The sequence below is a fragment of the Streptomyces sp. CRN 30 genome (genome assembly GCF_034105845.1).
In genome coordinates, this window is the sequence record NZ_JAVRHI010000221.1 from 7,748 (window position 1) to 22,141 (window position 14,394).

5 protein-coding genes are annotated in these 14,394 nt (G+C 73.8%); 4 read left to right on the top strand and 1 reads right to left on the bottom strand.

Translation table 11 applies throughout. The features are described 5' to 3' along the window. Positions 1–134 precede the first annotated feature (134 nt). Genes UW392_RS23720 through UW392_RS23735 form a run of 4 tightly spaced genes read left to right on the top strand, consistent with a single transcriptional unit; the run spans position 135 to position 13,719 of the window. A complete protein-coding gene (locus UW392_RS23720) occupies positions 135–9,752 on the top strand; it encodes a non-ribosomal peptide synthetase/type I polyketide synthase (RefSeq protein WP_320777114.1) in 9,618 nt (3,205 codons plus the stop codon). Between the two features lie 28 nt (positions 9,753–9,780). Then, positions 9,781–11,430, top strand: a complete 1,650-nt coding sequence (locus tag UW392_RS23725) for an NAD(P)/FAD-dependent oxidoreductase (protein WP_320777134.1) — start codon at positions 9,781–9,783, stop codon at positions 11,428–11,430. Then, on the top strand, positions 11,427–12,482 hold the full coding sequence (locus UW392_RS23730) for an NADP-dependent oxidoreductase (RefSeq protein ID WP_320777115.1): 1,056 nt from the start codon (positions 11,427–11,429) through the stop codon (positions 12,480–12,482). Before UW392_RS23725 ends, UW392_RS23730 begins: the two co-directional genes overlap by 4 nt. Before the next feature lie 37 nt (positions 12,483–12,519). Further along, positions 12,520–13,719 carry a cytochrome P450 gene (locus UW392_RS23735; protein WP_320777116.1) on the top strand — a complete coding sequence of 400 codons (1,200 nt, stop codon included), beginning with the start codon at positions 12,520–12,522 and terminating at the stop codon, positions 13,717–13,719. 25 nt (positions 13,720–13,744) lie between these two features. Here UW392_RS23735 and UW392_RS23740 read toward each other — a convergent pair whose 3' ends face one another. Then, the gene (locus UW392_RS23740) at positions 13,745–14,332 is read right to left on the bottom strand and encodes a TetR/AcrR family transcriptional regulator (protein WP_414496659.1); all 588 of its coding nucleotides are present in this window, start codon (positions 14,330–14,332) and stop codon (positions 13,745–13,747) included. Positions 14,333–14,394: the final 62 nt, after the last annotated feature.

A 14,394-nucleotide genomic window follows, 5' to 3' on the forward strand; every position in this document is an offset into this window, starting at 1 on the left:
TCTCCTGTCCGGAAAAGGTGCCCATCACAGCGTCCGCCGAATAGCAGACCGGCGTTTCTGACGTCCCTTTTCCTGCAAACCCCTGCCTTTCCTCTCCGCGTCTTGCCGCTTCGTTTTCCCGCAAGGAATTGCCTATGTCGGAATTACAGCGCACTGTCACGCCCGAAAAGATCGCCGTCATCGGAATGGGCTGCCGATTTCCCGGCGGAGCCTCCGACCACCGGGCCTTCTGGCGGAACCTCGCCGCCGGCAAGGACTGCATCGTCCCGACCCCGCCCGACCGGTACGACACCGCGACCCTCCTCAGCAGGACCTCCGCCAGACCGGGCCGGCTGGTCGGCGGCCGGGGCGGGTACATCGACGGCTTCGACGAGTTCGACCCGGCGTTCTTCGGCATCAGCCCGCGCGAGGCCGCCCACATGGACCCCCAGCAGCGCAAACTCCTGGAAGTGGCCTGGGAGGCGCTGGAGGACGGCGGCCAGAGACCCGCCGAACTGGCCGGCCGGGACGTCGGTGTCTTCGTCGGCGCGTTCACCCTCGACTACAAGATCCTTCAATTCGCCGACCTCGGCTTCGAGACGCTCACCGCGCACACCGCGACCGGCACGATGATGACGATGGTGTCGAACCGCATCTCGTACTGCTTCGACTTCCGCGGCCCCAGCGTCTCCCTCGACACCGCGTGCAGTTCCTCCCTGGTGGCCGTGCACCTGGCCTGCCAGAGCCTCGGCCGCGGGGAGAGCAGCCTGGCGCTGGCCGGCGGGGCGCTCCTGCACAGCGCGCCGCAGTACTCCATCGCCGAGACCAAGGGCGGTTTCCTCTCGCCCGACGGCCGCTCCCGCACCTTCGACGCCTCGGCCAACGGCTACGTCCGCGCGGAGGGCGTCGGTGTGATCGCCCTCAAGCGCCTGGACGACGCCCTGCGTGACGGCGACCCGGTGCACGCCGTGATCATCGGCAGCGGCGTCAACCAGGACGGCCGTACCGACGGCATCACCGTGCCGAGCGCCGAGGCCCAGGTGGCGCTCATCGAACGGACCTGCGCCGAGGCGGGCATCACCCCGGGCGACCTTCAGTACGTCGAGGCACACGGCACCTCCACCCCGGTCGGCGACCCCATCGAGGCCGGGGCGCTCGGCCGCGCGCTGTCGGTGGGGCGCGCGCCCGGCGCCCGGTGCTACGTGGGGTCGGTGAAGACCAACATCGGCCACTGCGAGTCGGCGGCCGGGATCGCCGGTCTCATCAAGACCGTGCAGGCGCTGAAGCACCGCACCGTCCCGCCGCACATCAACCTCACCGAGACCAACCCGGCGATCGACCTGGCGTCGCTGCCGTACGAGATCCCCACGCGCGCGGTGCCCTGGCCGGAGCACGACGGTCCGGCACGCGCGGGGGTCAACTCCTTCGGGTTCGGCGGGACCAACGCACACGTGCTGCTGGAGGCCGCCCCGGTACCCGCGGCACCCGCCGTGCCGAAGCAGCGCGACGCGCGCCCCGGCCCGACCGTGCTGCCGCTGACCGCCCGCGACCCCGCGCTCCTCGACGAGGTCGCCGCGAACGTCCGGCGGGAACTGACCGGCGCGAACGGCCGGAAGCCCGCCCTGCCCGACCTCGCCTACACCCTGGCCCGGCGCCGGCAGCACCTCGAAGCGCGGCTGTCGGTCGTCTACGACTCACCGGCCGCCCTGAAGGACGCCCTCGACGCCCACCTGCGCGGTGAGGCACACCCGCGCGTCCTGCGTGACCAGGTGCGGCAGGCCGGGGACCGGCGGCTGGTCTGGGTGTTCACCGGCATGGGCCCGCAGTGGCACGGCATGGGACGGCAGCTGCTGGCGACCGAGCCGGTGTACCGGGCGGCGGTCGAGCGGTGCGACCGGGCGTTCTCCGAGTTCGCCGACTGGTCGCTGCTGGAGGAACTGGCCGCCGACGGGGCCGCGTCCCGGATGGACGAGACGTGGCTGGCCCAGCCCGCCAACTTCGCCGTACAGGTGGGACTCGCGGCCCTGTGGCGCAGCCACGGCGTCACACCCGACGCGATCGTCGGGCACAGCACCGGTGAGATCGCCGCGTTCTACGAGGCCGGTGTCTACACCTTGCGCGAGGCCGCCGCGATCGCCGTGCACCGCAGCCGGCTCCAGCAGAAGCTGGTCGGCACCGGCACCATGCTCGCGGTGGGGCTCTCCGAGGCGGAGGCCCTGGCACGGGTGCGGCCGCACACCGGCCGGGTGTCGGTGGCCGCCGTCAACAGCCCGGCCGCGCTGACCCTGGCCGGGGACGAGCAGGCCCTCACCGAGATCGCCGAGGGGCTGCGCGAGGAAGGTGTCTTCGCCAGGTTCCTCGCCGTGCGGGTGCCGTACCACAGCCCGCGCATGGACCTCGTCAAGGACGAGCTGCTGTCCTCGCTCGCCGGTCTCCGGCCGCGCCCCGCGCGCGTACCGCTGTGCACGACGGCGGGCGGGGAGGCGGCGGGCCGGTACGCCGAGGGGCCCGAGCTGGACGCCGCGTACTGGTGGAGCAACGTCCGCGACAGCGTCCGCTTCGACGACGCGGTCGGCCGTCTCGCCGACGACGGACACGGTGTCTTCCTGGAGATCGGCCCGCACCCGGTCCTCGGCCACGCCATCGGCGAGAGCCTCGCCGCCCGGGGGCACGAGGCACGGACCCTGCCGTCGATCCGCCGCGAGGAGGACGAGCGGGAGCGGTTCACGCTCTCCCTCGCCGCCCTGCACAATCTCGGCGTCGGCATCGACTGGTCGGTGCTGCACCCCGCCGGGCGCACGGTGCCGCTGCCCCGCTACCCGTGGAAGCGGGACCGGTACTGGACGGAGCCCGCGCCGGTCGAGCAGGTCCGCCTCGGCCGCGTGGACCATCCGCTGCTGGGCCGCCGGCTGACCACCGCCGAGCCGACCTGGGAGTCCCGGCCCGACACCGAGTCGCTGCCGTACCTGCGCGACCACCGCATCCAGGGCAGCGCGGTCTTCCCGGCGGCCGGTTACGTGGAGATGGCGGCGCAGGCCGTCCGCGCGCTGACCGGTGCGGGGGCGGCGCTCACCGACATCGAGCTGCGCAAGGCGCTGTTCCTGCCGGACGACGACGCCACGGGGCCGACCTCGCCCGTACAGCTGTCGTTCTCGCCCGAGGACGCGGCGTTCACCGTCGCCACCGTCCCGGGCGGGGGCGAGGGCGCGGAGCGGGCCGTGCACGCGCGCGGTGCCGTGCGCTCCGCCTCCGGCGGGCACCGGCGGCGCGCGCCCCGGCTCGACGTGGACGCGGTCCGCGCGGGCGGCGTCCGCCGCCTGGCCGGGGCCGAGTGCTACGCGGCGCTGGCCGCCCTCGGCTACCAGTACGGTCCCGCGTTCCAGGCGATCGAGGAGGTGTGGATCGGCCCCGGCGAGGCGCTCGCCCGTATCCGGCCGCCCGCGGCCATCGGCGACGACGCCGCCCGCCACCATGTGCATCCCGTGCTGCTCGACGCGTGCTTCCAGACGCTGCTGACGCCGCAGTTGCTGGACGCCGGGGGCGACGGGGACGACGGGGACGACGGGGGTCAAGGGGCCCGGGGCGGCCACGGGGGCCAGGGCGCCTCCGGTACCGGCATCCGGCTGCCGCTGGCGATCGGCGAGGTCGACCTCGACGCCGTCGGGGACCGGCCGCTGTGGGCGCACGCCGTCCTCACCGGCGCGGTCGGCGGCGAGCTGGTCGGCGACATCGCCGTGCACGCCGACGACGGCACCCCGCTCGGCCGGGTCGCCGGTTTCCGCGCCGCCGACGTCGAGACGGCCTCCGCCACGGTGGGCCTCGGCACGATCGACTCGTGGCTGGCCGACGTCACCTGGGTGGAGGCCCCGCTCGACGCGGACGTCCCGGACACGTCCGACGAGACCGCCGGCGGTCGACGCGCCTCCGGCACCGCGCGCCCGCCCGGCACCCCGGGTGACTGGCTCGTGTTCGCCGACGGACAGGGGGTCGCCGAGGAACTGGCGGCACGGGTCACGGCGGCCGGCGGCCGCTGCCACCTGGTCCGCCCGACCCGCACCCACCGCACGGAGACCGACGGCCCCGGCCACCGCGCCGAACCCGACGACTCCGGCCACCGCGGCGAACCCGGCAGCCGGGAGTCCGTCGTCGATCCCGGGTCCGCCGACGGTTTCGCGGAGCTGCTCGCCGCGGTGCGGGCCGGCGGTGCGCCGCCGTTCGATCACGTCGCGCACCTGTGGAGTCTGGACCTCCCGCCGATCGACGCGACGCGTACGGCGGCCGAGATCCGGGACCGGGCCGACCTCGCCGGGTACTCGCTGGTCGCGCTCGCCCGCGCGCTCCCCGTCCACCAGCCGGGCAGCAGGCTGCACATCGTCACCCGGGGCGGGCAGGCCGCCGTCCCCGGTGACCCGGCCGAGCCGCTGTCCGCGCCGGCCTGGGGCATCGGCCGCGTACTGGGCCAGCAGGAGCTGACCGACCACCGCGGCGTGCTCGTCGACCTCGACCCCGCCTCCGACGACCGGGCCGCGGACGCCTCGGCCGTGCTGCGGGAGGCCACGGCGGGCGACGGCGCGCACGAGGTCGCGGTGCGCGGCACCCGCCGGCTCACCAGCCGTCTCGCGCCGGTGACCGGGCTGCCCCGCCCGCTCCCGCTGCGGCTGCGGGCGGACGGCGCCTACCTGGTGACCGGCGCGTTCGGCGCGCTCGGCAGGCTGCTGTGCCGCCGGCTCGTGACCCGCGGCGCCCGCCGGCTGATCCTCGTGGGCCGTACCGCCCTGCCCGACCGGGACCAGTGGCACGGTGTCCCCGCGGACTCCCCGGCCGCCGACCGCATCCGCTTCCTGAAGGAGCTGGAGGCGCTCGGCGCGCAGCCGGTCCTCGCCCCGCTGGACATCGGCGACGAGGAGGCCCTGACCGGATGGCTCGCCGGGTACCGGCGCCGCCAGTCGCCGCCGATCCGCGGCGTGTTCCACCTCGCCGGGCAGGTCCGCGACACCCTCCTGCCGGAGATGGACCGGGCCGCCTTCGACACCGTGTATACCCCGAAGGTCGTCGGCGCGTACCTCCTCCACCGCCACCTGCGCGACGAGCCGCTCGACCACTTCGTGCTGTTCTCGTCGGTCGCGTCGCTGCTGACCACCGCCGGGCAGACCAACTACGCGGCGGGCAACGCCTTCCTCGACGCGCTCGCCCACCACCGCAGGGCCCGCGGGCTGCCCGCGCTCAGCCTCGACTGGGGCCCCTGGGCCACGGGCATGATCGAGGAGTTGGGGCTGGTCGAGCACTACCGGACCCGGCGGGGCATGAGTTCCCTCTCCCCCGAGGCGGGCATGGCCGTCCTGGAGCGCGTCATCGGCCAGGACCGGGCCCAGGTGCTCGTCGCGACGGTCGTGGACTGGCCGGCGTTCCTCGCCTGGTACCCGGCGCCGCCCCCGCTCGTCACCGACCTGGCCGCGGCGGCGGCCGACGCGACCGCGCCCGGGGCCGGGGCCGGCGGTGGCGGCGCCGCCGACACCTTCGAGGCGGTGTTCCGCGCCGCCGCCCCGGCCGCCCGCGAGGAGCTGGTGGCCGACCGGTTCCGGCAGGTCGTCGCCGGGGTGCTGCGGATGCGTCCGGAGCAGGTCGACGCCGGTACGGGGCTGAACGCGCTCGGTCTCGACTCCCTCCTGGCGATGGAGCTGCGCTCGCGCGTCCAGGCCGACCTCGGGGTCACGCTCCCGGTCGTCGCCCTGCTCGGCAGCGCGTCCGTCGGCGAGCTGACCGGCCGGGTCCACGAGGAGCTGACGGAGCTGGCCGCGGCGGACGCGGACGACACCGAGGTCACGGCCGCCGTGGAGCTGTACGACGACGAGCGGCGCCATCCGCTGACCCAGAACCAGAAGGCCCTGTGGTTCCTCAAGCAGCTCAACCCCGAGGGTTTCGCCTACAACATCGGCGGAGCGGTGGAGGTGCGCACGGCGCTCGAACCGGAGCTGGTCTTCGCGGCGTTCCGCGTGCTGGTCGAGCGGCATCCCGCGCTGCGCGCCAACTTCACCACCGACCGGGGCCGTCCGGTGCAGACGGTCACGCCGCCGGAGGATGCCGCGGCCCGCGCGGACGTGGCGCTCTTCGACGTGGCGGAGCTGCCGTGGGAGGACATCCACGCGCTGATCGTCGGAGAGTACCGCCGGCCCTACGACCTGGAGCGCGACCCGCTGGTCCGGCTGCGGCTGTTCCGGCGGGGCCCGGACCGGTGGGTGCTGATGAAGGCCGTCCACCACATCGTCTCGGACGCCGTCTCCACCTTCACCTTCATCGAGGAACTGCTCGCGGTGTACGAGGCGCTGCGCCGGGGCACCGCGCCGCGGCTGCCGCCGGTCGGCGCCCGGTACGTGGACTTCCTGAACCGGCAGAACCAGTTCCTCGCCGGCCGGGACGCCCGGCGGATGCTCGACTACTGGAAGGCCCACCTGCCGGCGGACGTCCCGGCGCTCGCGCTGCCCACGGACGGGCCGCGTCCGGCGGTGCAGACGCACAACGGCGCGTCGGAGTTCTTCGTCCTCGACGCCGACCTCAGCGCCCGCGTCCACGCCCTGGCACGCGAGCACGACGTCACGGTCTTCATGGTGCTCATCAGCGCCTACTACCTGCTGCTGCACCGCTACTCGGGGCAGGAGGACATCATCGTCGGCAGCCCGGTGACGGGCCGCACCGAGGAGGAGTTCGCCCGGGTCTACGGCTACTTCGTCAACCCGCTGCCGCTCCACCTCGACCTGTCGGGCGCGCCGAGCGTCGCCCAGCTCCTCGCCCGGGTCCGGGACGCCGTCCTCGGCGGCCTGGACCACCAGGAGTACCCGTTCGTGCTGCTGGTCGAGGAGCTGGGCCTCCAGCACGATCCGAGCCGGTCGGCCGTCTTCCAGGCGATGTTCATCCTCCTCACCCACAAGGTGGCCACGGAGAAGTACGGCTACCGCCTGGAGTACATCGAACTCCCCGAGGAGGAAGGCCAGTTCGACCTGACGCTGTCGGTGTACGAGGACGAGGCGGACCACCGCTTCCACTGCGTCTTCAAGTACAACACCGACCTGTTCCGCGCCGCGACGATGCGGCGGACGGCCGGGCACTACGTCAATCTGCTCGACGCGCTGACCCGCGCGGCGCCCGCGCGGCCGGCCACCCGGCTGCCGCTGCTCGGCGCGGAGGAGCGGGAGCGGCTCCTCGACGGCTTCAGCGGCGCGGGCCGTCCGGCGGTCGTCCCCGACGTGCCGGTGCACCGGCTGTTCGCCCGGGTCGCCGCCGAGCGGCCGGAGGCCGTCGCCGTGCGCGCCCCCGCCGAGGACGGTGCCGGTGACGGCGAGACGCTGACCTACGGCGAGCTGGACGCCCGCAGCCGGGACCGGGCGGCGCGGCTGCGCGGGCTGGGCGTCGGGGACGGCGCGGTGGTCGCCGTGTGCCTGGACAAGTCGCCCGAGCTGATCGTCACGCTGCTGGCGGTGCTGCGCGCCGGTGGAGCCTACCTGCCGCTGGACCCGCGCGACCCGGACGACCGGCTGGCCGACATGGTCGCGCACACCGGCGTCGCGCTGGCCGTCGTCGGCCCCGGCGCGCGGGAGCGGTTCCCGGCGGCCCGGACGGTCACCCTGGACGGCCTTTCCGCCGGGCCCGCGTCCGACGCGCCGGAACCCGAGGCCGGCCTGGACGGTCCCGCGTACGTCCTGCACACCTCCGGCTCCACGGGCCGTCCCAAGGCGGTGCTGGTCGGGCACCGCAACCTCGCCTCGGCGTACGGGGCGTGGCGTGCGGAGTACCGCCTGGACCGGGACGTCTCCGTGCACCTCCAGGCGGCGCGTCCGTCCTTCGACGTGTTCACCGGCGATCTGGTGCGGGCCCTGTGCTCCGGCGGGACGCTGGTGCTGGCCGGCCGGGAGCTGCTGTTCAACACCGCGCGGCTGTACGCGGTGATGCGGCGGGAGCGCGTCGACTGCGCCGAGTTCGTGCCGTCGGTGGTGCGGGGTCTGCTGGCCCACTGCGAACAGGGCGGCGAGCGGCTGGACTTCATGCGGCTGCTGGTCGTCGGCTCCGACACCTGGAAGGTCGGGGAGTACGAGCGGCTGCGTGCCCTGTGCGCGCCGGACGCCCGGGTGGTCAACTCGTACGGGCTCACGGAGGCCACCGTCGACAGTACGTACTTCGAGGGGCCCACGGACGGTCTGGAGGCGAGCCGGACGGTGCCGATCGGGCGGCCGTTCCCCGGCACCGAGCTGTACATCGTCGATCCGCACGGGGAGCCGGTGCCGCCCGGTGTCACCGGTGAGCTGTGGATCGGCGGCGCGGGTGTCGCCACCGGATACCTCGGGGACCCCGAGCAGACCGCGCGGCGCTTCGTCACCCGCACCCTGGGGGACGGCCCGGGGGCCCGTACCGTCCGCGTCTACCGCACCGGCGACCTCGCCCGCTGGGACGACGAGGGACGGGTGCACCTGCTGGGCCGGGCCGACGCGCAGGTGAAGGTGCGCGGCCGGCGGGTGGAGCTGGGCGAGGTCGAGGCCCGGCTCGCGCGGTGGCCGGAGCTGGACCGGGCGGTCGTCACCGTACGCCCGGACGGGCGCGGCGAGAACGTGCTGTGCGCGTACGGCGTGGCGGCGCCCGGCGCGCGGCCGGACTGGCGGCGGCTGCGCCGGTACCTCGCCGAGCATCTGCCGACGCAGCTGATCCCGACCTCGTTCACCGAACTGTCCGAGCTGGCCCTGACCCCGAGCGGGAAGGTCGACCTGGCGGCGCTGCCCGCGCCCCGGGCCGCCGCCGGCGACACCCCGTACGACCCGCCCGTGACGCTCTACGAGACGCGGATGGCCGAGCACTGGAAGGAGGTGCTGGGGGTGGCGCGGGCCGGTCTCCACGACGACTTCTTCGAGGCGGGCGGCAGCTCGGTGCGGCTGATCGAGCTGATCCACCGGCTCCAGCACGAGTTCGACGTGACCGTGCCGGTCAGCCACCTGTTCAAGGTGACCACGCTGCACGGCATGGCCCGGACGGTGGAGCACATCGTCACCGGGCGGCTGCCGGGCGCGCAGCCCTGGCTGCGGTTCAACCGCGACGCGGGACCGGCCGTCTTCTGCTTCCCGCCGGCCGGCGGCCACGGACTGGTGTACCGCCTGTTCGCGGCGCGGCTGCCGGAGTACCGGCTGGTGGCGTTCAACTACCTGACCGGCGACGACAAGACGGCCCGCTACGCCGATCTGGTCGAGTCCCTCCAGCCGCAGGGGCCGTGCGCGCTGCTCGGCTACTCGCTCGGCGGGAACCTCGCCTTCGAGGTGGCGAAGGAGCTGGAGGCGCGCGGGCGCGAGGTGGCGCACGTCGTCGTGCTCGACTCGTACCGCATCCCCGACCCCTACACCGTCGGCGAGGCGCACCTCGCGGCGTTCGAGCAGGAGCTGCGCGAGCACCTGCTCAAGCACACCGGGTCGCGGGAGCTGGCCCGGGAGACCCTCGAACAGGCCCGGGACTACATCGGCTTCTGCGGGCGCACCCCCAACGTCGGTACGGTGCGCGCCGCCGTCACGGTGGTCTCCGACGCGCACAAGGCCGAGCTGTACGCCGCCGGGGAGCACGGCTCCTGGCACGGCAGCTCCACGGGTCCGACCGGGGTGCTGCGCGGCTCCGGCGCGCACGCCGACATGCTCGACGCGGAGCACGTCGAGCGCAACGCCGCTCTGGTCCGCGAGGTGCTGGCCGGTGTCCGTGACATGAGCCGCGCGGGTGCGGCGACGGGAGGTGAGCCGCGTGGCGCGTGACACCGCCTCCGGCGGACGACGCCGGACGATGATCGTCATCGGCGGCGGGCTGGGCGGCCTGTCCACCGGCGCGTACGCGCAGATGAACGGCTACCGCTCGCGGGTCTTCGAGATGCACGAGCTGCCGGGCGGCTGCTGCACGGCCTGGGACAAGGGCGACTTCACCTTCGACTGGTGCGTCAGCTGGCTGCTCGGCTCGGGTCCCGGTGACGAGATGCACCAGATCTGGCTGGAGCTGGGCGCGTTGCAGGGCAAGCAGATGCGCAACTTCGACGTGTTCAACGTCGTCCGGGGCCGGGACGGCCGGGCGGTGTACTTCTACTCCGACCCGGACCGCCTCGAAGCACATCTGCTCGGCCTCTCCCCCGCCGACGCCAGACCGATCCGGGCGTTCTGCGCGAGCCTGCGGAAGTTCAAGGCGTGCATGGCGGCCTATCCCTTCCTCAAGCCGGTGGGGCTGATGGGGCGGGTGGAGCGGCTGCGGATGCTGGCGTCGTTCGCCCCGTACTTCAACGTCATCCGCAAGTCGATCACGACGCTGATGACGGAGTTCGCCGCGCGGTTCGCCGACCCGCTGCTGCGCGAGGCGTTCAACCACATCCTGTACGAGTACCACCCGGCCTTCCCGGTGCTGCCGTTCTACTTCCAGCTGGCGTCGCACGCCAACGGCACGGCGGGGGTGCCCGAAGGGGGTTCGCTGGGGCTCGCGCGGTCGGTGGAGGAGCGCTACCTGCGGCTCGGCGGCGAGGTCACCTACAACGCCAAGGTCGAGGAGGTCCTCGTCGAGGACGACCGCGCGGTGGGGGTGCGGCTGAGCGACGGGCGGGAGTTCCGGGCCGACATCGTGGTCTCCGCCTGCGACGGCCGCACCACGATGATGGGGCTGCTCAAGGGCCGCTACCTCAACCCGACGTACGAGCGCCTCTACACGCGGGACATCGACGAACCGGGGATGCTCTACCCCGGGTACGTGAGCGTCTTCCTGGGCCTGGACCGCCCGTTCCCGCAGGGCGACCCCTGTACGACGTACCTGCTCGGCGAGGACGAGACGGCCGGGTTCGTGGGGATGGGGCACCCCAGTGTGAACGTGCAGTTCCGCAGCGCCCACTATCCGGAGCTGTCCCCGCCCGGGACGGGTGTCGTCTTCGCCACCTACTTCTCCGACACGGAGGTCTGGCGGGAGCTGGCCGAGGGCCCGGAGCGGCTCAGCCGCACCCACCGGGGCGAGGAGGTGCACACCCTCGCCGTGCGCCGGGGACCCGCCTACTACGCGGCCAAGCGGCAGGTGCAGCGGGCCGTCACGGAGTTCCTGGACCGCCGCTTCCCGGGGCTCGCGGGGGCGGTGGTGGCGCGCGACACCGGCACCCCGCTCACCCAGATCCGCTACACCGCCAACCACAACGGCACCATCGCCGGCTGGCTGCCCTTCGCGGACGCCGCGGAGACGCTGGAGAAGGAGGTGAACAGGCACGGCCCGGTGGTGCCGGGCCTCGCGAACTTCTACCAGTCCGGTGTCTGGGCCACGATCGGCGGCCTGATCCGGGCCGCCGCCGCGGGCCGCCACGTCACCCAGTTCATCTGCCGGGACGACGGCGTGGAGTTCACCGCGGACATCGACCGCACGCAGCCGCCGCCCACCCAGATCGTCATCCCGGTCACAGCCAAGGAGCACGTATGAGGATCGAGAAGTGGGTCGTGCGCGAGCATGTCCCGGGCGTCCCCGACGTCGACCGCGTCTACGCGAAGGTGACCGAGGAGGTGGACGTCCGCCTCGCCGACGACGAGATGCTCTTCGAGACCCTCTACGTGTCGGTCGACCCCTACCTCCAGGGACTCGCCCTCGAAACACCCCTCGGCGAACACATGGTGGCGCACAGCATCCTGCGGGTGGTCTCGGCCGGCCCGCGGGCGGCGTTCGGCGTCGGCGACCTCGTGCAGGGGTACGGCGGCTGGCGCACCCACGTCATCGGCACGGGCGGCGGCTGGCGCTGGGAGCACGGCGAGTTCCCGGTCCCGTTCCCGGCGTTCCGCAGGCTGGACCCGGCGCGCTACGACGACGGGCTGCCGCTGTCGACGGCGCTCGGTGTGATGGGCCCGCCGGGACTGACCGCGTGGGGCACGCTCACCAAGTTCTTCGACGTGCGCCCCGGTGACACCTTCGTCGTCAGCGGCGCCACCGGCTCCGTCGGCTCCCTGGCCGGGCAGCTCGCCAAGCGCGCCGGGGCGCGGGTGGTCGGCACCACCAGCTCACCGCAGAAGGCGGCGCACCTGACCGCGCTGGGCTTCGACGACGTCGTCCACTACCGGCAGGGCGACGACCCGGGCAAGGCCCGCGAGGCGCTGCGGGCGGCGGCACCGGACGGCGTCGACAAGTACTTCGACAACCTGGGCGGCGCCGTCACCGACGCGGTCTTCTCCATGCTGAACGTCAACAGCCAGGTGGCCGTCTGCTGGCAGTGGGCGACGCAGATCGCGGGCGACCACACCGGCCCGCGTCTCCTGCCGTACATCATGTTCCCCCGTACGACGATCCGCGGGATCTTCGCGGAGGAGTGGTACGACGACCGGACCCTCGACGCGCTCCACGAGGACCTCGGCTCCATGGTGCGCCGGGGCGAGATCGTCCACCACGAGACCGTGCGGCACGGCTTCGACGCCATCCCCGAGGCGTACCGCGGCCTGTACACGGACCCGGCCGCGCACCGCGGCAAAGTCCTGGTGCGCCTGTGACCACCCCCTCCCCCTGCACCTTCCGGAAAGGCCGGACATGACGACGACGGCACAGCGCGAACCCCTCGCCTACCCCTTCCGGCAGCCCGACGGACTCGGGCTGCACCCCGTCTACGCCGAGCTGCGCGGCCGTCCCCCGGCCCGGGTGCGGATGCCCTACGGCGAGGACGCCTGGCTGGTCACCCGGTACGCCGACGCCAAGGCGCTGCTGGGCGACCCCCGTTTCAGCATGGCGGCGGGGGCCGGACGGGACGTGCCGCGGGTCAGGCCGGTGGCGGTGAGCGGCGGCGGGCTGCTCTCCACCGACGGACCGGACCACGCCCGGCTGCGGGGCACGGTGGCGAAGGCGTTCACCGCGCGCCGGGTCGAGCGGCTGCGCGAGCGGGTGCGGGAGCTGGCCGAGGACCTGTCGCGGTCCCTGCGGGCGTCGGGCTCCCCGGCGGACCTGGGCGACGGGTTCGCCTTCCCGCTGGCCATCACCGTCATCGGCGAGCTGCTCGGCATCAGCCAGGACAACCACGTACGGGTGAGGGACTGGCTGGAGGTGATGATGTCCCACACCGTGTCGGCCGAGGAGTTCCACAAGTGGAACACCACCTTCGCGGCCTACACGGCCGAGCTGGTGGAGCTGCGCCGCCGGGAGCCCGGGGACGACCTGTTCAGCGCCCTGGTGCGGGCCCATGACGAGGAGGGGCGCATCACCATGGGCGAGCTGATGTCCCTCGCCCCGGTCCTGATCAGCGCGGGCTTCGTGACGACCTTCAACCAGATCTCCAACTCCTGCTACCTGCTGCTGGTCCGCCCCGAGCGGTACGCGTCGCTGCTCGGCCGGCCCGACGTGCTGCCCCGCGCGGTAGAGGAGCTGCTGCGGTACGTGCCGCTGCCCAACGGCTTCGCCTTCCCCCGGTACGCCACCGAGGACGTCGAGCTGGGCGGGGCCCTGATCCGTACGGGTGAGCCGGTCCTGGTCGACACGGCGGCGGCCAACCGGGACCCGGAGGTGTTCGACGACGCCGACGCGCTCGTCCTCGACCGGCCCGTCAACCAGCACCTCAGCTTCGGGCACGGCCCGCACTACTGCATCGGCGCCCATCTGGCCCGGGTGGAGCTCCAGGTGGCGCTGGAGGTGTTGACGGAGGACATGCCGGGACTGCGGCTGGCCGTTCCGGAGACGGAACTGCGCTGGAAGACGGGGTCGATGGTGAACGGGCTGTACGAACTGCCGGTCACCTGGTGACACCCCGTCCGGTCCCGGCCCGGTGTCACACGGCGCCGGCGAGGACCGTGGCGACCAGCTTGCGCACGGTCTCCTCGGCCGGTGGGCCGGGGTCGCGGTCCGCGAAGAGGAGGTGCCCGCCGCCGACGAGGGAGAGGGTGAGCGAGTCGAGGTCCGCGCCGGCCGCGATCCGGCCCCTGGCGCGCTCGTCGGCGAGGTAGGCGGAGACGGCGGCGGTGACCTCGCCGAGGATCGCGATGCCGCCGCCGGGACGCGCCTGCCGCAGCCGCGCGCGGAGTCCGTCGCGGAAGGTGACGAGCGGGATGATCGCCACCGGTACCGGTGCGAACAGGGTGGTCAGCGCCTCGGTGAGGTTGCCGGCCACGGTGCCGGTGCCGGCGGCCTCGCGCAGGGTACGCGCCCGCGCCTGAAGCTGTGCGGCCCGGTCGAGCACCAGCTCGGTGAGGAAGGCGTCGAAGTCGGCGAAGTGCCGGTGCAGGACGCCCTTGGCGCAGCCCGCCTCGTCGGTGACGGCCCGGCTGGTCAGCCCGTCGGCACCGGCGCGCAGCAGTACGCGTTCGGCGGCGTCGAACAGCTGCTGGCGCGCGTCGCGCAGGTGAACGCCGGTGGGCACGGGTGGGTCCTCTCGTAGGCCGGTGCACCGGTGGGCGGTGCGTCGGTGCGCTGGTGGCCGTT